The organism is Vallitalea pronyensis, from assembly GCF_018141445.1.
GTDB lineage: Bacteria > Bacillota > Clostridia > Lachnospirales > Vallitaleaceae > Vallitalea > Vallitalea pronyensis.
In genome coordinates this window covers 3974814-3997973 of the sequence record NZ_CP058649.1, presented here as the reverse complement: position 1 = coordinate 3997973, position 23160 = coordinate 3974814, and the positions used below count along the sequence as shown (strand labels likewise).

Annotated in this window: 21 protein-coding genes; all 21 read left to right on the top strand. The window is 29.2% G+C overall.

Features of this window, described 5'->3' with window-relative positions; translation table 11 throughout:
- Positions 1-67: 67 nt before the first annotated feature.
- The 21 genes from hisH (at position 68) to HZI73_RS16735 (ending at position 23114) form a co-directional block, all read left to right on the top strand.
- On the top strand, positions 68-688 hold the full coding sequence (hisH, locus tag HZI73_RS16835; protein WP_212694542.1) for an imidazole glycerol phosphate synthase subunit HisH: 621 nt from the start codon (positions 68-70) through the stop codon (positions 686-688).
- Complete coding sequence (gene hisF, locus HZI73_RS16830) at positions 682-1491, top strand: imidazole glycerol phosphate synthase subunit HisF (protein WP_212694541.1); 810 nt, start codon at positions 682-684, stop codon at positions 1489-1491. The genes hisH and hisF overlap by 7 nt, the downstream gene beginning before the upstream one ends.
- Before the next feature lie 126 nt (positions 1492-1617).
- Positions 1618-2949 (top strand): hypothetical protein, encoded by a 1332-nt coding sequence (locus HZI73_RS16825; protein WP_212694540.1) that lies wholly within the window; start codon positions 1618-1620, stop codon positions 2947-2949.
- Entirely contained in the window at positions 2946-3659 is a 714-nt protein-coding gene (locus HZI73_RS16820; RefSeq protein WP_212694539.1) for a HisA/HisF-related TIM barrel protein, read from the top strand. Before HZI73_RS16825 ends, HZI73_RS16820 begins: the two co-directional genes overlap by 4 nt.
- Positions 3660-4280: 621 nt before the next feature.
- Entirely contained in the window at positions 4281-5552 is a 1272-nt protein-coding gene (locus HZI73_RS16815; protein WP_212694538.1) for a DegT/DnrJ/EryC1/StrS aminotransferase family protein, read from the top strand.
- Positions 5553-5564: 12 nt separating this feature from the next.
- Positions 5565-6653: a hypothetical protein gene (locus tag HZI73_RS16810; protein WP_212694537.1), complete on the top strand. Its 1089-nt coding sequence runs from the start codon at positions 5565-5567 to the stop codon at positions 6651-6653.
- The gene (locus tag HZI73_RS16805; RefSeq protein ID WP_212694536.1) at positions 6650-8092 is read left to right on the top strand and encodes a hypothetical protein; all 1443 of its coding nucleotides are present in this window, start codon (positions 6650-6652) and stop codon (positions 8090-8092) included. Before HZI73_RS16810 ends, HZI73_RS16805 begins: the two co-directional genes overlap by 4 nt.
- Positions 8082-10076: a glycoside hydrolase family protein gene (locus HZI73_RS16800; RefSeq protein WP_212694535.1), complete on the top strand. Its 1995-nt coding sequence runs from the start codon at positions 8082-8084 to the stop codon at positions 10074-10076. Before HZI73_RS16805 ends, HZI73_RS16800 begins: the two co-directional genes overlap by 11 nt.
- Positions 10066-10803: an HAD family hydrolase gene (locus HZI73_RS16795; RefSeq protein ID WP_212694534.1), complete on the top strand. Its 738-nt coding sequence runs from the start codon at positions 10066-10068 to the stop codon at positions 10801-10803. The genes HZI73_RS16800 and HZI73_RS16795 overlap by 11 nt, the downstream gene beginning before the upstream one ends.
- 524 nt (positions 10804-11327) lie before the next feature.
- The gene (locus tag HZI73_RS16790) at positions 11328-12011 is read left to right on the top strand and encodes a phosphoribosyltransferase (protein WP_212694533.1); all 684 of its coding nucleotides are present in this window, start codon (positions 11328-11330) and stop codon (positions 12009-12011) included.
- Positions 12008-12850, top strand: a complete 843-nt coding sequence (locus HZI73_RS16785) for a class I SAM-dependent methyltransferase (protein ID WP_212694532.1) — start codon at positions 12008-12010, stop codon at positions 12848-12850. Before HZI73_RS16790 ends, HZI73_RS16785 begins: the two co-directional genes overlap by 4 nt.
- Positions 12851-12871: 21 nt before the next feature.
- Positions 12872-13576 carry an amino acid kinase family protein gene (locus HZI73_RS16780; RefSeq protein ID WP_212694531.1) on the top strand — a complete coding sequence of 235 codons (705 nt, stop codon included), beginning with the start codon at positions 12872-12874 and terminating at the stop codon, positions 13574-13576.
- Positions 13555-14637, top strand: a complete 1083-nt coding sequence (locus HZI73_RS16775) for a hypothetical protein (RefSeq protein ID WP_212694530.1) — start codon at positions 13555-13557, stop codon at positions 14635-14637. The genes HZI73_RS16780 and HZI73_RS16775 overlap by 22 nt, the downstream gene beginning before the upstream one ends.
- 54 nt (positions 14638-14691) lie before the next feature.
- Positions 14692-15690, top strand: coding sequence for an ABC transporter ATP-binding protein (locus HZI73_RS16770; protein WP_212694529.1), 999 nt, complete (start codon positions 14692-14694; stop codon positions 15688-15690).
- Between the two features lie 155 nt (positions 15691-15845).
- On the top strand, positions 15846-16589 hold the full coding sequence (locus HZI73_RS16765) for an ABC transporter permease (RefSeq protein ID WP_212694528.1): 744 nt from the start codon (positions 15846-15848) through the stop codon (positions 16587-16589).
- 1 nt (position 16590) lies between these two features.
- Positions 16591-17394 (top strand): ABC transporter permease, encoded by an 804-nt coding sequence (locus tag HZI73_RS16760; RefSeq protein ID WP_212694527.1) that lies wholly within the window; start codon positions 16591-16593, stop codon positions 17392-17394.
- Between the two features lie 290 nt (positions 17395-17684).
- Positions 17685-18800 carry a nucleotidyltransferase family protein gene (locus HZI73_RS16755; RefSeq protein WP_212694526.1) on the top strand — a complete coding sequence of 372 codons (1116 nt, stop codon included), beginning with the start codon at positions 17685-17687 and terminating at the stop codon, positions 18798-18800.
- 21 nt (positions 18801-18821) lie between these two features.
- Entirely contained in the window at positions 18822-20348 is a 1527-nt protein-coding gene (lysA, locus tag HZI73_RS16750; RefSeq protein WP_212694525.1) for a diaminopimelate decarboxylase, read from the top strand.
- Entirely contained in the window at positions 20341-21693 is a 1353-nt protein-coding gene (locus tag HZI73_RS16745; protein WP_212694524.1) for an ATP-binding protein, read from the top strand. The genes lysA and HZI73_RS16745 overlap by 8 nt, the downstream gene beginning before the upstream one ends.
- 53 nt (positions 21694-21746) lie before the next feature.
- Positions 21747-22850: a hypothetical protein gene (locus HZI73_RS16740; protein WP_212694523.1), complete on the top strand. Its 1104-nt coding sequence runs from the start codon at positions 21747-21749 to the stop codon at positions 22848-22850.
- Positions 22851-22862: 12 nt separating this feature from the next.
- Positions 22863-23114 carry a phosphopantetheine-binding protein gene (locus HZI73_RS16735; protein ID WP_212694522.1) on the top strand — a complete coding sequence of 84 codons (252 nt, stop codon included), beginning with the start codon at positions 22863-22865 and terminating at the stop codon, positions 23112-23114.
- Positions 23115-23160 lie beyond the last annotated feature (46 nt).

Genomic DNA, 23160 nt, shown 5'->3' with positions numbered 1-23160 from the left:
AACTCAATGTTAAATAAAGATATATACTTAACTGTAGTAGAATATCAGTGAGGAAGGAGAATAAAGCATGATAGGAGTCATAGATTATAAAGCTGGAAATGCACCAAGTGTTCTAAATGCACTGAATAAACTTAACATAGATTCTAAGTTGATAACTTCTGAACAAGATATGAAATCAGTATCTGGTATTATATTACCTGGAGTGGGGTCAGCAAAAGCTACTATGGAATCCCTTAGGAGTATGAAAATATTAGAAAAGCTGGAAGAAATGGTAGTTGGTGAAGGGAAGCCATTTTTGGGTATTTGTATTGGTCTTCAAGTACTTTTTGAATTTAGTGAGGAAGGAGATACTAACTGTTTAGGTTGGTTGCGAGGATGTGTTAAACGATTTCCAGAATCGAGGGTACGTGTACCACATATTGGTTGGAATGGAGTTAAATTCAATTATGAACATCCAATTATATCAAAAATTAATAGCAATGAGTTTTTTTATTTTGTCAATTCATATTATGTTGTTCCTAATAATAATGATATTATTTTGGGTAGAACAAAATATGGCTTAGAATTCTGTACGATGGTTGCTCACAAAAATATATTTGCAACACAATTTCATGTTGAGAAGAGTGGATTAATAGGGCTGCAACTTTTGAAAAATTTTGCAGCAGTAGTCGGAGGTGACTTATGCTAACAAATAGACTAATTGCATGTTTTGATATAAGAAATGGTTTGGTTACAAAAGCACATAAGTTTAAAAACAATATTGATATTGGTAGCGCAGAAAATATGGCTGTCAAGATGTATGAAGATCAAATTGATGAGATTATATTTTATGACATAACAGCAAGTTCAGAGAAAAGAAAAATCGATATTGACACTGTAAAAAAGGTGGCAAAACAAGTATTTGTTCCCTTTACTGTAGGGGGGGGGATAAAAAGTCTTGATGACATGTATGAAGTATTAAAAGCTGGTGCTGAAAAAATAAGTATTGATTCAATGGCAGTACGAAATCCTAACATTATTAAGGAAGGTGCTTTAGCATTTGGGAGTCAGTGTATAGTACTTAGTATGCAGGTTAAGCGTGTAAAAAAAACTATTAGCATACCAAGTGGGTATGAAATAGCAATTGATGGAGCTAGAGTATTTACTGGTATGGATGCAGTAGAGTGGGCTAAGAAAGCACAAGGTCTTGGAGCTGGAGAAATTTGCGTTAATAGTATTGACCAAGATGGGACTCATGCTGGTTACGATATAGAAATCACATCCTTGATTAGTAGAAACGTCAATGTTCCAGTAATTGCATCTGGGGGGGCTGGAACACCACAACATCTAGTGGATGTTTTTTCGAATACAGAAGCTTCGGCTGCTATCATTAGTTCTATGCTCTATTCTCCAAAAATTGAAAGAAATTACTCTATGAAAGAGATAAAAGAAAAACTTATTCAACATAATATTTCTGTTAGACCTTGGATAATGGATTACAATATTGGATAATTAAATTACTGCAATTAATAGATTCTTCTAATGTATAAAATAATATTATGGCTGATTAAAATTGATCAAACGGAATATATTTTATTCAATTTTTGCATATGAATATATTCCTATTAGATGGGGGGGATGGATATAAAAAAAGATGAATTATACAAAATAGCGAAAATGATAACCAATTATAGTAATGGAGGACTCAAATATGATGCTTTAGGAGCTTTTAGATTTGACGGAAGCAGAATGAAATTATTTCTAAATAATGAAAAAGAAAGACAAGCTATTGAGTGTTTTTTACCAAAATTAAATTTAGATTTTTCATTGAGTAGAGGAAGACCTTATTATGAGATTAACCTGGCTCTTAAAAACTTTGATATACTTGTTAGAGTGACTGTAGAAGTTATGGACCGCTATAAGAATGAACCTAGTCTTCAAAATATGTTAAATGCATTATTGGAGAATGTCATTAATGTATTAATTGCAGTATGGTATAACATGTGGTGTAGTTGCATTGACAATTATAAATGCAATAAAAATAAAATACTATTAACCTGTTCTAAGCTAATAAGACAAATAGAAAATATTACAAGCTGTCATCTTCATGTTATGTACCCTTTTTTTGGTAGCTTAAATACAGCAAAAGTAGACTGGGATTTTATTGCAAGTATATATGAATTTGTTGAAGGAAATCACTATTTTAGGCAGTTCAGAGAATATGATAATAAGCCTAAAATAATAAATGAGATAATATATAATGAAAGTTATATTATCCATGAACATAGCATAGATACAATTCTATTCCCGCTTTATGGATCATTGACATTGGCAATTTATTATAGAACTTTTAAAGAAATGATGAGGAGCGAATATATCGTTAATAAACAAAATATGTTACTAGTTAGAGTAGGATTTCATGATTTATCTGATATTGATTTCTATTCACATGACGGTAATATATGTTGGAATAAAATTGTTCCTCAGCCTATGATAAGAGATTTATTCAGTGCCATACAAGATAAAAACGTTTTAATTATCGACGATAATATTGGGTATGGGAAAACATTAAATTTCTGTAAATATATGATTAAAAATAAAAACGGTATTGGTTATTCAAGGAGCGCTGAGACTGCTTGGCATTTATATAAAAAATGTGGTTCTACCCATGATATATCTGGTATAGTAGATTTTCCAAGTCTTAGATCGAATTTTCATCATTCAGTACAAGAATACTTGATTAAATGTTTGAGTAATATGGATTATATTAATTATAGTTCTACAATTAGCAAATATGAAAATTCTTTATCCCAGATGCTGTCAAATCTTAAGATTGCATCTGATTATGGAAATTGGAGCCAGCAACAACTCAAAAGAATGAAGAATGAGTTATACTATGCAAGACAAAATTACAATGATTTTGATTGTTATGATGAATGTAATTGTAAAAAGAAGGTGAATTCGAAATGAGATTATTACCAAAAGGTTTTGCGTTAGATAATAAAAAATGGAGAGTTAATATTGATATTTCTGATGGAAAAATAATAGGTAGGGAAGAGTCGGATATTATTAAGGACATTAATATGTTGGCCGATAATTCAGTACCTAGTTGTTTGATAGATATAGACAGATCACAAGGACGACAGTCACAAAAAAAGTTAATTATTGATTTTTTGCAGCAAAGACCTAATAAATTTTGGGTTGGGGGTGGAGTTAAATCTTTTAGTGAAATGGAGAATTTGCTTAATAAAGGTGCAAAAGGTATTATAGTAGGTTCGGCAATATTTAATAAAGATGGAGTAAACACAAGCTATATTAAAGAACTTTCTCGAAGTTTTGAAAGTGAACTATTTATTATATCAATTGATTTTTATAATGAAAAGATATGTACTAAGGGTTTTACAAATAAAACAAATATAAGTAAAGAAATAGTTCTAGAGCAGATATATGATTTATGTAAGGGAAACTGTCAGATACAAACGGTGGATATAGCATCTTCCACCAAGAGACTTCAGCCTAATTGGTGTGCCATTGAATCAATAAGGGAAAAATACCCAAAACTAGAATGGTGGTATGCTGGTAACCTTATGAGTTGGCAAGATATGATAAAAATTATGAACTTATCCGTATGTCCTACGGTAGGCAGAGCATATTTGCAAGGAAAACTTGGATTGGAATGACAATGAGATTATACTAGAAATCAAAACTATCTTTTTAGGTTACGATCACACATTCATTTGTTAATAAAATAGTGTATGTATAAACATATTATAAGAAGGAGGAAAGCGTAAAATTACTTTAAGTATGAGGACCGTTCATCTAAGGAATTTTCAAACTAACTAATTAAACATTAAATCGTTCACCATTCTAAATCATATGATAATGTAATAAGAATATGGTTTTCAAATGGCATTAATAGGTTTTTTGTGATCAGTAAAGACAATATTTGCAACAATAGTTTTTTTGTGAACATCAACACCACAACAGATAGGATAAATAAGTTTAACATATGTGAGACCTACTTCGAGGAAAACAAAATGAAATAATAACATTGACTGCCAATCAAGCTAAATCACTCTATCAGATGATATCAATGATAAGTGTGCGGGCTCAAATTCCCAATTAGTTATGTTTGTATAGATTTGAAGCATATATAAATATGCGCGTTAAAATACCATTCACCACTTCGTGTTCTATAGTATATTACTATCTCCAACTTAATTCAACTAAAAATAGGTGGTGTTGGTAACATTTAAACAAGTTATTTGTGACAGCGTTAATACGCCATAATGGAGGTAAATATGAAAAATGAATTAGCAATTTATGGAGGGAAACCTTCAGTAAGCTATACTTCACCGCATTTTAGATGGCCTGAGCTTTGTAAAGAAGGGATTGAAGCAGTTTATCAATATCTAATGGAAGGCAAGCCAATTTCGATTGCAGATGGAACGGGAATTATTGAAGAGTTAGAAGACTTAATACGTGAATATTTAAATGTAAAATATGTTCTTACGACAAACTCGGGAACCAATGCGCTACATTCGGCATATATAGCTTTAGATTTGCCTTTAGGTTCTGAAATTATTTGTCAGAATGTGACATTTCATGCAAGTATAACACCTGCAATTCATTGCGGACTTTCACCAGTGCTTGTTGATGTACAACCTGATACTGGAAATGTTGACCCTAAGTCCCTAAGGGAAGCTATTACAAAAAAGACAAAGGCGATAGTAATCAATCATACTTGGGGACATCCGGCAGAAATGGACGAAATATTACAGATTTGCATAGAGAAGGATATTAGGTTAATTGAGGATTGTTCACATGCTTTTGGTTCAACGTATAGAGGAGAAAAAGTTGGTACTTTTGGTGACATTGCTATTATAAGTATGCAAGCATCAAAGGCTATTTCAGCTGGTGAAGGGGGAATATTAGTCACTAACAATCAATTATATTATGAAAGAGCATGTTTGACTGGACATTATAGAGGGCGAAGTGAAAAAGAGGTTACGGATCCATATCTAAAAAACTTTACACATACAGGTTTTGGCTTGAAGTATAGATTACATCCTATTGCTGCTGTTATTGCTAAACATGAATTATTAAGAATAGATGAAATAATAGAAAAACGCAATCATTTATTAGGTATACTTAGTGAAGGGTTAAGACGTGCTAAAGGTATACGCCCTCCTGCAATTAGGTCATATGTAACTATGGGAAGTTTCTATGGTTATAAACCAGAATTTGTACCCAATGAGCTGTTTATAGATAATAGATTAATGAATTGTGATGAATATATAAAAATTTTGTCAGCTGAGGGTTTAGAGATTCATAGACCGTCAGTTAGACCACTAAGTGAATTTCCAATATTTCAAGACAAGAAAGCTCCTTTACAGTTTGCAAAAGATACTTGGAAACCTAGAATACATAAACCACTAGAAGGAAGTAAAGAATATTTTGAAAATAGATTGAGCTTACCTACTTTTACAAATATGAACAGTTTACCACTTGTTAAAGAGTATATTAAAGCATTTAATAAAGTATCTGATTATTTTATGCGTAATAAAACCTAGGAGTGCTATAAAATGGAAAAAAAAATGATTTTTTCAAATTATTTAGATTATGTATTGCTTAAATCAAATTCAGATGAGTTACTAAGATATGTCGGAGACTATCTTGTACCAGAGGCTGGAGATGCTGAAACCAATTGTACTTGGGAGGTAATCGCCCATCTCAAAAAAAACAAAATGGTATGCAAAGATAAAAATTTAGGGATTGCAATTAAAGGGGAGTATAATGAACAACTCTATTCATTTAAATTGGGGAAAAAAAATGTTCTTTGGAATAGTAATACAGATAGCTTTATTATTCAAGCTTCAGAGAAGAAGCTAGTGGTAGTTAATGATAATATTCAAGGATTATTCATGGATACATACAGAGCAATAAGGCAAATACTTATTTCAGGACTTTTGAACCGAGGTGCAATCATAATTCATTCATCGGGTATTATGATTAAAGATAAAGCATACATTTTTTTTGGAGGTAAAGGAGCAGGAAAAACTACATCCGTATTCCAAAACGTTTTAAAAGGTAAGGGAATAAAAAAATTTCTTGCAAACGAGAGAATATTGGCGCTCACAGTAAATAATAAAATATTAATATACGGATGGCCTGGTGTAGCTTTTGTTGGAGTAGGAACAATTATTTCGACGGTTGGACTGGAGTCATTACGAGATATACATAGCAGAGCTGGAGGCGTAGCTCTATTACTAACAGAACATAAATTACTAACAGAAGAATACCTAAATGGGTTAATCGAGTTAGGTGAAAAGGAAGCTAGTAAAAAAGTTGAGAAAGTTTGGCTTACGCCTAGTGAAATTTCTACGTTAACGGATTGCTCAATAAAAAATTATGGATTTTTAGATAAAATATTCCTGCCTCAGTTAAAGATCCAAGAAAGGAATACACAAAGAATTAGACAGATAACAGAAAATGAGCTGGAAGAACTTCTTGATGACTCAATAATTACTAATATAAATTTTTACAATGATTGGCTTGGACTAAGGAAGTTAAACCAGGATTACATAGAAAACAATATGCTTAAGGACTTACTGAGTATAGATGCATATATGATTGAGGGTTCTAATCTAATGATTGATGGCGATGAATCATGAATAAAAACTCGGAAATGGAATTGAGTAAAGAGATTTTAGATAGATTGAAAGCCATGAGACGGGAGATTGCAATAACGACAAGAGAAATAGAGCAAGAATGGGTTGAAGCGTTTCATAAAAATAGTTATATCGATTATAGTCATGTGTGTATGCCACTTAGAAAGTATTTTGATGAGGTAGGTGGTTTCAGAATTAAAGAAGAAGAGTGGAATTTATTAAGTAAGCCACAGCAAGCTTTTTTTAAGGATAGAGCTAAATGGTATAATGGATTCATTAATTTTAGGGGATATAAGTATTATTCTGCGGATCCTTGCATGTACTTATCAGATAATTGTCCTAAGCCTCATGAGTTTTGGATAAGTATTATAAAAAAAATATATACCTATAACGAGTATTTGGATATATTGGATTTTGATTTATCTTGTAAAATGATTTCCTTCCATGATTGGCTTGCATCTATTAGTTTTATAGAATGGATTTTTAATGATCTTTGTTCGATAGCTTGGACATATATGGTATTAAAAAGAAAAAGATGCAAATTATCAGTAGAAGGACTAGATGGGTTTGACAAGGTACTGGATATTCACATGGATAATATTGCTCAAGTTCTGACGAACTACTCTTATTTTATATGGAGGGAGAAGCGATTACCAAAACCAACAAAAGCTATAAATACTATTAAAAAATTTCTTAATGACCCTAGAATTATTCATTTTTGTAATGAAGTTGAGAGTTTTTTAAGAAAGAAACATGAAAAAGGATGGGTGAGATCAGTAAGAGAAGGAGATCAGTTATGGATTGTTCTTTCATCATTTGAGAAAAGATTTTTGCAAACATTAAATAACAAAAAAAATACTAATATTATGCTTTTAAGTAATGCATTTGGTGCTATACATACAGGATCAATATGGAAAAGTATGGTTAATGAATCGCAGAAAGCTTTAATAAAAACTCAACGTGTTTGGTTTTCTTTTCATGAAGATGAGATGAACAGATTTGATAATATCTTAGATTCTCTAGAAACTATTCATATATTACCCTTTGATTTAATAATTCATATTGATGATTCTATTTTTACAGGTAAGACTCATAAAATGTTAGTTGATAGTATAGGAGAGACAAACGCTTCAATTTGTATTGCCCCGCTAACATTTGATATAGGTACTGTATACAATCATCCAAATGAAATGCTGATAGATGGAATGACGTTAAAGCAAAGACTTGATATGGTTGAAAGAATGGCAAGGAAACTTGGGGGGGGATTAGGGGTTGCTAGAAGTTATTGGGCATATAATAAAAGACTGCAATATAAAAAAACTATAACAAATACACAATATCTTTCTGTAGTAAATGGATCAGATTTACTGCTGAGAATGCTATATGAAAGATTTGAAGATGAGATATTAGATAATGAGGTGTTAGAAAACAGTGAAACGTGAATTGTTACATGAAAAAGGAGCAATACTATTTGCTCCGTACGTTTTTGAATCTAATATGAAGCTTAAAATGCTTATAACATATGGTCTTAGAAAAGATATGTGTTTTGAAGATAAACTATGGAGATCTAATAGAGATAATAGCTTAGTAGAACGTTGGTATGTAGGGGGAAAAAATAGGATAAGGATTTGTCAACTTGATTCTAATAATAAATGGGAGATTAACCAAAATGATACTTTTGATTTTCATAAAAAATTTTTAGATGTTATGGGAGCATGCTTCATAGAAAATGACTTAAACCAGTGGATTTGGTTTAGTGGTAAGGAGCATAATGGTACTTGGTCTATTTTTGTTAGTACTAGAAGAATACAAGGTGATAGATGGTCTGAACCACAAGTAGCAATTTTCCCTGATATGACTACTGATTGCCAGCATACTTATTTGCCATCAGTTTTGTATGATAATGGCTATTTTCACTTATGGTATGCAGGTAGAGATGGTAATAATAGAAGAATCCATTATGCAGTGAGTAGAGATGGCATAGAATGGATTAAAAAAGGTGTTGTTTTAGATTGTGGGGCTTTAGGAGAGTTAGATGAATACGCATGTGATTGTCCATCCGTTATTAAATATGGTAATAAGTTTATTATGGCTTATGGGGGAGGGACGGCAAGGTGTGTGATGTTAGCAACAAGTGATAACGGTTATAGATGGGAAAAGCTAGGGCCGGTTACTTTTAGAGGTGATAAAGAAGCTTTGGACTACGCATATGCTTTTTATCCATGTCTTTATGTTTCTTCTATAGATAATAGCATCGAATTATACTATTCAGGCGAAAATAGACTAGGGGAATGGTCCATACTATATTTTGGAAAAATAAATAATGATTATACTAATAAAATAGCTAAAAGCTATAAACCAGATATTAATTTTTTAAGAGATATTGACAAGGAGATAAGAAATATACCTCATAAGTATTTAAGTAAAGAAAATGATAGTAATAGTTTCGATAATGTTTACATATCTAAAAAAATTAAGCAGATTAGACCTAGTTCGACTCCTGTTTTTAGGATTTCAGATAAAGAAAATGATAGTAAAGTAGTAAAGCTTGGGCGGTCTCGCTTTTGGGTTGAAAATGAATATAGAGGGTATCTTAAACTAAAAAAATACATTACACATGTACCAATGGCATTAAGATACATTAACCAAAAACCACTTTTAATAATGCCATACATCAAGGGGAGTAACTTAGCATCTTATGCAAGTAGTAATTCAAAAAAATTTATCATTATATTGGACAATATTTTAAATAAATTCGTAAAACTAACGAAGAAAACTATAATCAAGTATTCGGAGGAAAGGATAAGTTATTCTCTTCAGACCCCAGATGTTTTGATGGGATGGCTACAGGAAGTGATAAGGCACTCAAAAGATAAAATATTCTCATATCGGCTTATAGATAATACTACAAAGGATTTGGGACCTATGTGTTATGAATTTGAATCAGCTAGAAATATATTATCATATTATCCCAAATGGGTAGCTTATTTTAGTGGAGATAATCATTTTAAGAACTTTATAGTAACAGATGATTTAAACTATTTAATGTTGGATTTTGAATTCTCGGGTTACTTAGATATTGATTATTCAGTTGCCAAATTTATTGGATCAGCAATTAAGCATCTAGGAGCTTTTGAGAACATATCTGTAAAGATATGTGATGAGCGAAAAGAAATACAGGTAAATTACAATTTTATATCTATTGAACTAAGGAATTTGTTGACTACAACTTGGCTTAAGGAACATTTTAAGGATATTCCTGTTAATTATGAAAGGGTACAAGCCTATGTGATGAGTAAACTTATATTTAGGCTTGAACCTATTTGGAAAGATGGTCAAAGTTATCAACGAGATTTAGGTATAGTTATGCTGTCTTGCGCAAGTAGACTTTTTAAACTATTAATAGGTGATGATAATGAAATATAGTAATATAAAAGCTCTTATCTTCGATCTTGATGATACGTTAATTGAAGATACTAAAGGATGGTATCTTTCTGTAGTAGATGTATGTAAGTATATTGTTAAGAAATATAAGCCAGAAGGAAATTGCAATGTTTCAGAGATGGTACAGTGTTATGAGTTTGTATCTAATAATTTATGGGATAGATATGATGAGATATTGAAACCATTAGGAGATAGCCATAAAATACGTAGTTTTGTCTGGAGAGAAACCTTAAAAAGAAAAAAAATATATTTAAATAGCAAACAAATTAATGAATTAATAAATACTTATTCGGAGCTTCGGAATAATCATGTAATCATTCAAACATATACTAGGGAATGCTTAAAAAAGTTATATATAGCAGGTATACCGATGGCAATATGTACAAATGGTGATTATAACCTTCAAAAAAATAAAATTGAAAAAGCCGGTATACAAGACTATTTTAAAGTATTAACATGTGGAATTGACATTGGAATAAGAAAGCCTGCGCCTGAGATATATAAAAGATGTATAGATGAATTAAAAGTAGATATAAATAATTGCCTTTATGTAGGAGATAGTTGGGAGTTGGACGTTTTAGGAGCTTCTTCATTAGGTATCAGTGTAGCTTGGATTTCTGACACTAAACAAAGTGATTATTCAAAATTTGTACCTAGATATAAAAGTATTAATCATTTTTTAAAAGACTTTATGAGCCACATACATTAATATAATGGACTACATTTTTTTGAAATATACTATTAGGTTAATGGTGACAGCAAATTTAAACTAAAACAGTTGTTTTAAAGCTTGTAAATTCTTCATTAAAATGACTATGCCAAGCATCGTAAGTTGGCACATCATAGTTCCAAAAAGGCGTATGCTACACATTTTAGTAGACCTATGTCTACCATGTTATAAATGATAATCAACTTTTCACGTTTGTTAGAACTTTCTACAGAAGTACGCCTTTTATAAATATCAGCCCTCTCTTTAGAATACTTGGTGTCACAGTAAAAAAGTCTATTGTCCTTAGGGAATGTATGAAAAGTACGCCCATACTTAGCACTAGAACAAGGATCGTCACAGGAGATATAAGTAGCACCACGAGCAAGAGGACAAGGCAATAGATTTAGTATGAAAAAAGCTCTAATAAAAAAAGAAGCATGAAGTTAAAGGTATCTTAAGAAAAGCCTTAAAACATCATAATCGGGTAATTCCGAGAGACTATTTAAATGATAGGAGGAGGAAGGATGGCTATTAATGATATTATCTTTAATATTGATCCATCAAAGGATTTGGAAATCATAAGGTGGAACGATTTCCAGAAGGATATCGATTTACTAGCAAATAAGATTCAAACCAATTTTGAACCTGATGTAATAGTTGGTATATTTCAGGGGGGATGGGTTGTAGCGCAGGTTTTAGCTGACTACTTTATTAAGAGCAATATCGCTGGTATTCGCGCTGTCAAAGATAAAAACATTTTAATGCCTGAAGTAATGTTTACGGATGAAACGCTTCATGAAATCAAGGATCTGCTTAATGGCGCAAAAGTTCTCCTTGTAGATGAGGTTATTGACAGTGGAAAAACGGCAAGTTTTTTTCTTGGAAAATTATATGAGTATTCTTCTCAATGTGTAAAAACAGCGTGTACTCACGTTTACATAGATTCAGTTGTTAAACCAGATTTCTTTATTCATGAATTCACATCCTACAAAAATTTTATATTTCCTTGGAGGATTAATAGAGATGCATCATGTATGGTTAATTATATATTAAGAGAAACAGATGCAGATTTGTATGAAATATTAGCAAATATAAGGAAGGTTTTTAATGTAAATGTTCAGGAAAGGGCTGTGATAAATGCACTAAAAAAGTTAGAAAATAGCATGGTTGTAGAAAATCATCAAGGTATTTGGAGGAGGATTATATGAAAAAGAATATAGATAAACAGATTCATGATTATTATGATTTAAATCCTAAGAAAGAATGGCTACGTACTCAAAAGAACTACTATTCAAATATTGAGTTTGAAATTGTACAAAGAAAAATAAAAGAACATATTGAACCCAGTAGTAAAATACTTGATCTAGGTTGTGGGACAGGTCGCCATGCTTTAGCACTAGCTAAAATGGGTCACTATGTTGGCCTTGTAGATATATCGATGCAATCTTTAAATTTTGCAGTTGAGAAATTTAAAGAACTTGGTTTAGAAAAAAATATATTACATGTTACCTGTTGCAAAGCTGAAGAATATGTACCTCAACCTGGAGAGTATTATGATAATGTATTAATTTTTGGACCGTTTTATCATATTCTTAAATTACGGGATAGAGTAGCATGCTTAAAAAATATATTATCATTCTTAAAGCCAGGTGGTAGAGTTTTTGCTATTTTTTTGACTAGATGTTCAGTTTTAAAAGATTTTCTAAAACGTGGATATTTTAATGAAACTAGAACATTATTTGAAAAGAAGTATATGCAACATGGAGAATATTATCCTTTAAATGATAAATTAGGAAATGAATATATGCCTCCAATAGTAACACATACATTAGATGAAGCAACAAAGTTATTTATTAAGAATAATTTAGAGGTCGAAACAGCAGTTGCATGTGAAAGTTATGCTGCCTTTATGAAACCATATATTGATAACATTATTAATTCAGAGGAAGAATTTAGCAATATGATTGATGTTCTTGTATTGTTTAATGGATATAATTATATAATTGATAATGCAGATCATTTTTTAGTTATAGGAAGATTTAAATAATAATGAGAGGATAAATTGATTATGTTAGAGATTGAAATGGGCATGAATCATTTAAAAATAGATTATTTAATTAAAATCGGAGGTAGTCTTCTGAAAAATATAGAGGGGTGCTATAAACTAGCATCCACTATTCAGAAATTAGGTGTCAAAAAAAGATGTCTCTTATTTCCAGGTGGAGGCGAAATTGATAACTATATTGAGCGATATAATAGAGAAGTTACTAATTATGATAAAGAAATTAAATTTAAAAGAAACATTATGCATAAGTCTACTACACTATCACTAGATCAAACAGCATTATTTTTCTCTAATTATGCTAAAAATATTATTCCTACAGATAGTTTTATGACTTCGAAATTTATATTAGAGGATAAAAATGTACCAATTATAATGCCAGCTAATCTTATTTTTTTACTAGATCCTTTTAGGCATACACACAGAATTAGTTCAGATAGCATGGCATTGTATTTTGCTCATATACTCGAGGTAAAGCATTTAATTATTCTTAAGAGTATTGATGGTATCTATAATGAGAAGGATAAAGTAATAAAAAATGTTGGAAAATCTCAGTTGATAAATATGGAACAAGACTGTTTGGATAAAACATTTCCTCTACTTGCAGAAAAGACTAATATACCTATTACAATTATAAATGGCTTAAAGCCTGATGTTTTAGAGAATTTTATATTAAAAGGAGAATTAGATTGCGGAACTTATATTATCTAGATTTTACAAATGTTCCTAAAGAGGCTATACTTGGGCATCCTATTTCAACAAGTTTATATCTTGCACCAATACTTACAGGGAAAGTTAACTGGTTCACAAATAAAGAGAAAAACACTGATATTAATTACCATAAATATAATATTCTTTCTTTAGAGGAAACATTATTAAACTTTTTAAGAGATGATGAAAATTATAATTCACATTTTATAGGTCCACTTCTAAGAAAATGGCATTATAAACTAGATTACGATAAAATATTTAAAGAATTAAATAATAATCAAACATCTGTTCTGCTATCAATTATGTACTTGTGTAACATATCTTCTAAAGAAATAGAGATACTTTGTAAGAAATATGTAAATATTAAACGACATGAGTCAAAAAAAATTTTTTATCCAAGTTACATGGAATATTTAAAAAAAGTTATAAAAAGTTATTCTAAGTTGTACATAAAAGCCAAGGATAAATTAGTAGAAATTAGAAAGGAATTCAATGTAGATCTTTATATGACCAAGAGTGATTTGAAAATTATTCCAAATAAATATAAGCAAAATTTTCTAATGGAAGATATTGCTTATAAAGTATTTAATAAATTAATTGAGATACATACCTTTTTTAAAACAAATAATATAAAATATGCTTTAGGTGGATCATTAGCGCTATTCTCTAATCATTATTTGGATACTTCGACTGATATCGATGTCATTGTAATAGGCGATTACAACGAAATTATATTTGATATATTTGCTGAAAAGTTAAACCTAAAAATTAGTAAACAATCTAATGATTATATAACCTTTAATACAAAGGATGATCTGATAACAATTGACATAGATATTAATCAGCACTATATTCAAAAAATAACTAATGATATTCATACAAAAATTTGTTTTGTAAATGTATATGGAAGAAATATTCCTACGCTTTTACCTCATGAAATAATAAGATTAAAATCAAATTATGGTCGTCTTAAAGATTTTAACATGCTTTTTAAATTCTTAGAATTTAAACGTGTTTCAATAACCACTGAAAAATTAAGCTCTTTTTTTAGAAGTGAATAAACTGGATTCAATGATAAATGATTTATATATTAATTCTATGTTAGGAGTTTTGTTATGTCAATAATTAAAGTGGAGAATTTAACTAAAATATATAAGTGTCAGAAAAGAAAAGAAGGTTTTGGCAATACCATAAAATCTCTTTTTAAAAGAGAATATGAAGAAAAAATTGCAGTCGATAATATATCTTTTGATATTGGAAAAGGAGAAATAATAGGTTTTATAGGGCCTAATGGTGCGGGTAAGTCAACAACAATAAAGATGCTTGTAGGTATACTAGTGCCTTCAAAAGGTTCAATAATTGTTAATGATTTAATACCTTATAAAAGTAGAATAGAAAATGCTAAAAAGATAGGTGTTGTTTTTGGACAAAAAACACAACTTTGGTGGGATATACCTGTATCCGAAACATTTAATCTGATGAAGTATATGTATAAAATACCTGATGAGCAATATAAAGAGAATATTACTTTTTATAGAGATATAATGGATCTAGATGAATTTAGCCATATACCTGTAAGGCAGTTAAGCTTAGGACAAAGAATGCGTGCTGATTTTTGTGCAGCATTATTACATAATCCTGAAATTATATATCTTGATGAACCTACTATTGGTTTGGATGTAGTGGTTAAAGAAAAAATAAGAGAATTTATTAAGGAGATAAATAAAGTAAGAAAAACTACTGTACTTCTAACAACTCATGATATGTCTGATATAGAAAAATTATGTTCAAGGGTAATGGTAATTGACCGTGGTAAGATGATGTATGACGGGGAATTGCAGCAACTTAAGAGTAATTATGGAACACAACAAATGATTTCGATTGAAACTGAAGGGATTATTTTGTCTAGTCAAGAGTTTTATAAATTAAATATAATCAACGCTGAGATCAAAAATAATAAAGCGTTAATAAGGTATGATAAAACATGTATTAATGCTACACAGATAATTAGTTGGATTATGAAAAGGTATAAAATAAAAGATTTCACAGATTATGAAGCTGATGTAGAAGAAATAATAAGAAATATGTACAATGAACTTAGATCGTTAAAATAAACATATGAATTTAGTGTGAAAATGATAAAAAACTCATTTTAGATGTTAATCTAAAAATCAGATCATATAATATTAAAGAATAAAGAGGTGATGTAAGAATGGGAGTGTATCTTAAGGTTATAATAAACGTTTTTTATTCAAATACAATGTATAATTTGAATACATATTTGAGCATATTTCAAAGAATCATTACTCTTTTTATTCAGATTTCTATCTGGAAAGCTTTGCTAGGAAATGCAGGTCATATAAATACTAATATTGGAAGAATAACGATTAAAGAAATGATCATATATACATTAATAAGTACATGTATATCAATTTTTATATCAAATAACGTAATATTAAGAATAGATAACAAAATAAAAACTGGTGAAATAGCAATTGATTTAATTAAACCTATTAATTTTAAGATGTTGTTGTTTTGTGAATTAATAGGAAAAAATATTTATAAAATTATTTTTCAATTAGTTCCTTTAATTCTTATTATAGCCTTAATAGGAGACATGCCCTTAATCTCCTGGAAGTTAAGCATTCTATTTATTGTGTGCTGTATAAATAGTCTAATTATTAATTTTATGATTTATTATATTCTTGGGCTTACTGGATTTTGGTATCTATCTGTTTGGCATTTAGATAGATTTATGTATGATTTAATAAGACTCTTCTCAGGAGCCTTTATTCCTCTTTGGTTTTTTCCTGATTTTTTAAATCAAATTGCAAAATATTTACCTTTTAGGTTAATTTATTTTACGCCTATTTCTATTTATATGAACAAAGTATCTAGTTATGAAACAGTTAATTTGATATTTCAACAAACACTATGGATATTGATTCTAGTTATAATTGAAAAGTTCTTATGGCATAAAGGAATAAAAAAGTTAGTTTTACAAGGAGGTTAAAATGTATTATTTAAATTTATACTCTAGATATATTATTGTTTATTTAAAAAGTAAGATAGAATACAGATTTTCATTTTTTATGGATATATTTGTGCAAATTTTTACATACATAATAAATTATGCAAGTATCTGGCTTATTTTAAATAAATTTAGTGATATTCTCGGATGGTCTTTTTATGAAATAATGTTCCTATATAATCTAAATTTATTCACTTACGGATTATGTGGTTTATTCTTTTGGTCACCTATGAGAGCCTTAGGAACTATGATTCAACAAGGGACATTTGATAGTTTATTGATAAGACCTATGAATCCATTCTTAAATTTAATTTGTAAGCAATTTAATCATGCTTTCATAGGTCATATAATTCTGGGATTAATTGTATTTTCTATTTCATTAAACAAGTTACAAATTATATGGAATTTCAAATTTATAATACTATTTATGTTGATTATCATTGGAGGTGTATTAATACAAGCATCGATGATGATTATTACAGCAAGTATAAGTTTTTGGTTTGTTAAATCAACAGCATTAACAGATACAATTATCTACGGTTTTAGAGATTTCGTGAATTATCCTATAAATATTTATAACAAATTCATAAAAATAATACTAACATTTGTTATACCATATGCTTTTGTAAACTTTTATCCTGTACAATATTTTCTGAATATAAAAGAGAATGTCGTTTATCATCAATTATTTATATATGGTACGCCATTAATTGGGATAATTACATTTGCAATGTCATTACTCATATGGAAATTCGGAATGAATAGATATCAAAGTACAGGTTCATAAAGCTTCTCAACTATACATAACTATAATTTTTTGATAAAGAGGTGTAAGGAAAAGTTAAATAGACATGTATGGTTGAAAGCAAAAAGACTAGTGTATTACACTCATTTTGACCTAACCAATGTACCGCTTCTCTTTACCACAAAATAATATTTTAAGATCTGATGTTGGTTTACATTTATTAAGATGGAGGTAAGCAAATTTCTTAGAAGCAATTGGGCAATTCCAAAGCTGACAATTATTGTTATAAGTCTTGCAACAAGCTATTTTTTTATTATAAAGGAGGAAATTAGATGATTAATTTCGAAATGACTAATGAAGAGAAAATTGTTATATTAGGAAGTAGAATTACTTTCTCTCAGAAGAATAAGGATAGTTTAAGAGAATTATGTATAAAGGATATAGATTGGTATAATGTTTTTAATATAGCTATTAAAAATAAAGTTGCTACTTTAGTTTGGTATAATTTAATGAAACTAAAATTAGAAAATAAAATACCTCATAAACTAGAAAGAATTATTTATTTCTATTATATTGGAACTAAAAAAAGAAATAAAGCGTATATAAATGATATGAAAAAAATATTAAGTATTCTACAAGAAAATAACATTTATAGCGCCCCATTAAAAGGTGGTTATCTAATTCCTAATATGTATAAAGACTATGGAATTAGGACTATAAGTGATGTAGATTGTTTGGTCAAACGTTCTGATGTAAGTCGAATTATTTCAATAATGGAATCATTAAATTACACTCAAGGAGATTATGATTATCAAAGCAATAGTATTCAACCAATTGATAGAGAAAAACAGATACTTTGGAAAATGAACATGAATAATCTATATCCATTTAAAAAGATAAGTAAATCAGAATATTTTAAGTTTATTGAGGTTGATTTTTGTTTTAGTCTTGATCTTAATTTGGATTTAAGCCCTGTTGAAGTAATGATTTCAGAGATACAAGAAGATAATGATTTTGGATTATATACTCTAAAGCCAAGCCATTTTTTTGTGCATTTATGTTGTCATTTATTTAAAGAAGCAACTAATACTATGTGGATAGTTCTTGAAAACGATTTAAATTTAATAAAATTTTGTGATGTTCGTGAATATATGCTAAATAATATGGATGAGGATATGAAGAAAGAAGCTATAGAATTTGCAAAAGATAATCATTTGGAAAAGGCAATTTATTTTACAATATATTACCTTAAAGAAATATATAATGATGGTTATGAAGATGAACTGATAGAACAATTAGAGATTAGTAATGATAGTTTTATAAATATGTATGGAGAAAGAGATTATGGGGAAGGAGTTGAGTGGAGCAAGTCATTCTGGCATAGAATTTTTGATAACAGTAATAAAGATGAGTTAAAAAAAGGTGTGAGATATTTAGAATTAGATTAGAAATAGAAAGAAGGATTACATATGAGTAAAAAAGAAATACTATTATCTTTAACAAAAAAATATGGGACACCGTTATATGCTTATGATTTATCAATAATAAGAAGGCAGATAACTACTTTAAAAGAAATTTTGCCAGTTGGTTTTTTGTTATTTTATTCTATAAAAGCAAATCCAAATCTTGGTATTACTACTTTTGTTAAGGATTATGTTACAGGAGCTGAAATAGCGTCAGAAGGTGAACTTTATACTGCTATATATTCTGGTATTAGCCCTCAACAAATAATATTTGTCGGACCTGGAAAGACCCAACAGGAATTGGAGTATGCTATAAAAAATAATATTTTATGTATAGTAGTAGAGTCTATAAGTGAACTTAAAATAATCAATAGTATTTCAAAAACAATTGGTAAAAAAACATCTATAGCTTTAAGGATTAACCCTAAAAAAGAATTGGATGGGGCTAGAATAAAAATGGGTGGTATTTCAAAACAATTTGGTATAGATGAAGAAAAGTTGGATGAAGTATTTAAAATAATGATGACTCTAGAAAATATAGAATTTGAAGGGATTCATGTATATGTAGGGACACAAATACTAGATACAGATAATATTATACAGAATTTTAGAAATATATTAGAGCTTGCAAAATCTATTCAATCTATTTACAATGTTAAACTAAAAGTAGTTGATTTTGGTGGTGGATTTGGAATTCCATACTTTTCAAAAGAAATGCCGTTAAATATAATAAGTTTAAGAGATGGACTTCAGCAGGTTTATGATAAATATAAAAAAGAATTTTCATCGAGTACTAGATTTATTGTGGAAAGTGGAAGATTTATAATGGCAGAAAGTGGATGTTATCTAACTAAAGTATTGTATAAAAAAGAATCACGAGGTAAAACATATTTAGTAACGAACGGGGGGGCTAATCACCATTCATCGGCAGCTGGAATAGGTAGATTTGTTCGGCATAATTTTCCTATAGATATTATTCAGACTCATGATAATGATTTGGTTAAAAGAGTAGATATAGTTGGACCTCTTTGTACACCCTCAGATGTTATAGCTCAAAATATCGAATTACCTGAAGCAAAAGAGGGCGACACAATTGCCATAATGAAATCTGGTGCCTACGGGCTAACAGCAAGTATGACGTATTTTTTAAGTCATAATCATCCGGCAGAAGTAGCATACGAGAAAAATAGTAGTTATTTAATTAGAGAGAGAGGAAAAAAGGAGTTCTTGATAGAAAATCAATATGTAATAGAAAATTATTGTGTAAAAAAAGGAGGAAATATGAAAAATATAGAATTAAAGGTTAAGAACATTTTGGGAAGTGTCATTCAATTTCAAACTGATATAGAAAAAATTAATGTAGAAGATGATTTGTTTAGTTTAGGAATGGATTCGATGAATATCCTTAAAGTTATAATTGAGATTGAGTCAGAGTTTGACTTTATATTTAATGATGATGAACTAACTGCTGATAACTTTAGACAAATTAAATGTATTGCTGAAAATATTGAAAGAAGGATTGAAAATGTTTGAGGCAGTTTGCTCACAAAAGAAGTTAGGTATTAGTAATTCTAATAAAGAAAATAATATATATATATGGTGGCTTAATATTGGTATCGAATCTCTTTGGAATGATAAGAAAAGCTCGATCTTACCTCAACTACAAAATAAAGGTAATTTACGTACTGTCAATAGGACTGAACAATTATGCTTTTTATTAGCTGGTCCTAATGATATTCTAATTCAACGAGAAAAACCAAATAGAATTATTATAGAAAATCTAAAAAATATTGGTATTAGTATGCCTGAAATATGGATACCTAAGAATAAGGGGAAGAATGATCAACGTCCTATATCAGAATTAATATTAAGGGATGAAGAATTACTAAAAAAAATAAGTGAATTAGACTCTATAAATGGAGAGGTAATATTAGTGCCTTATGCCATAACAAACTATGAAAAAGAGATTAGTAAGAAAACAGGCTGTAGATTATTCGGATCAACTTCAAGTATAACAGCTTGGATAAATAGCAAAGTTAATTCAAGGTTAATAACAAAAGAATTGGGACTTCCAGTAACTGAGGGATATATTTGCGATAACATTGATGATTTAAACAATTACATACATAAACTATGGAAAAATAATGGTGAATGTAAGATTGCTGTTAAAGAAGCATATGGAGCATCAGGCAAAGGAATTTTTATTATAGATAATAGAAAATCAGCCCATTTTTTGTTAAATATACTTAAAAGGAAAAGTATAAATATTTTTGAAGACATAATTGTTGAAAAGTGGTATGATACGGTACTCGATCTTAATTATCAAGTTCTTATTGATGAAGATGGTAATATTGATTATATACCACCTAAGAAACAGATTGCTCAGAATGGTCTTTACGTAGGTAGCGAATTTCCATTAAAAGATTGTTTAACAAAAGAGCAAAAGCTATTTTATGAACACTCAGCCATGAAAATTGGTAATAGGCTATGGCAGCAAGGTTATAGCGGGTTTGCAAGTATAGACTCAATAATTACTAAGGATAATGTAATATTTCCAGTAATAGAAATAAATGGACGTTTTTCTCTATCAACATATATTTCATTTCTTCCTCATATGCTTGGTGAGGATAAAATTTATATAAGTAAATATTATAATTTAAAACCAGGAGTTACCTTAATAGAAATTTGGGAACAAGTGAAAAAATATCAATATACGCAAAGAACTGGAGAAGGAATAGTAATATACTCTTTTGTAGACAGTATAAATGATAATAGTAATGGTAGGTTATTTGCTCTTTTCATATCGTTGCATAGACAAAAAATAAGTATGTATGACGAATTAATGATTTCTGTAATTTGTAATAAACAAAGCAAATAAGAATTAATATATAAGTTGTATATTTAATCTGATAGTTTATAAGGGGTTGCATTATGGAAAACTTTAAGTGGTATTATGTAGAAGAGGTCCCATATTACGTACATTGTATGCACACTCTTATTCATGAGTATTTAATAAATAATGGATATAATAGTTACCTTAGTTTATATTCAAACTTAGATATGATGGGGATACCTGTATTTGCAAAAGGAAATAATTCCTTAGAGTGTATGGTGAACATTAATGATCCCAAAAAGTTAGGTTATAAATCAAAGGAGGATTATTTAGGATCTAATATAAGTATAGATACGTGTATTGAACAAGAGGAAGGATTAAAGTTATTAAAAACTAAATTACTTAATAATAAATCAATAATTGTTAGTGGCAGTCAATATTATTTGTCGTATTCTAATAACTATAGAAATATAAAATATCTAGAAAATTATCCTCAAACTATATTTGGTATTGCTAATCATTGGATCTCCGTTTATGATATTGGGGAATCAGAAGTTTTGGTTAGGGACGCTGCATTAAACTATGTAGGTCAAATTAAGTTGAATGAATTTCTAAACTTTTGGAAAGGGGATAGGTTCATCGATGGTATAGATACGATTCCATGTGTTGATAATTTATATGTGAATGGTTATGCAGAAATCAACATTTCAGAAAGGCTCTTACCAGATTATAAGAAACTATTTCTTAAAGTATTAAAGACAATTTGTAAAGAATATCTAGAAGGAAAGGTTTTAATAGAAGATTCAATAAACTACTATTTTGGGAATTTAGCTCTTAGGGAACTTAGTAATTGTTTATCTAACATAATATCAATAAGGATGGTTAAGAAAGAATTGGAAGTGTTTGAACGTTGCTTATTAAATTCAAAATTTAGTCGGTATATTTTCAGAGATTTATTGATTGAAAGCAATGATATTCTTACATGTATGTGCTTAAATGAGGAAATAACTTTATACAATAATTTAATTGTTAAGTTGGATAATATTGTATATATGTATTCTGTCTATTTGGCAAGAGAGAGGCTAGATTTGAAAATAATGGAGATTATACTAAGTAAGGTCGAAGAACTTATCGCATTTGAAATAGTTATTTATGAAAAAATAGATAAAAAACTTAAGAATATCAATACTTTAGAACGTTAGAAGGGGACTACTATGCTTAAATATGAAAAAGAAATTAGAGAATTGCTTGCAAATAATATTCAGTTTACCAATGATTTAAACAACGTAGAAATTGATACAGGATTACAAATTATAGGACTAAATTCAGTATCATTTATTAAAACTGTTATTGATATTGAAAAAAAATTTGATATTGAATTTCCTGATGATAAGTTAAGTCTTAAAGCACTAGGAACAATACGAGATTTATGTGAGGTCCTTCAGTCAATCCTTGAAAAATTGTAAGAATTTATGATTTTAAAAGATTCAAGGATAGAGTATATAAAAAATA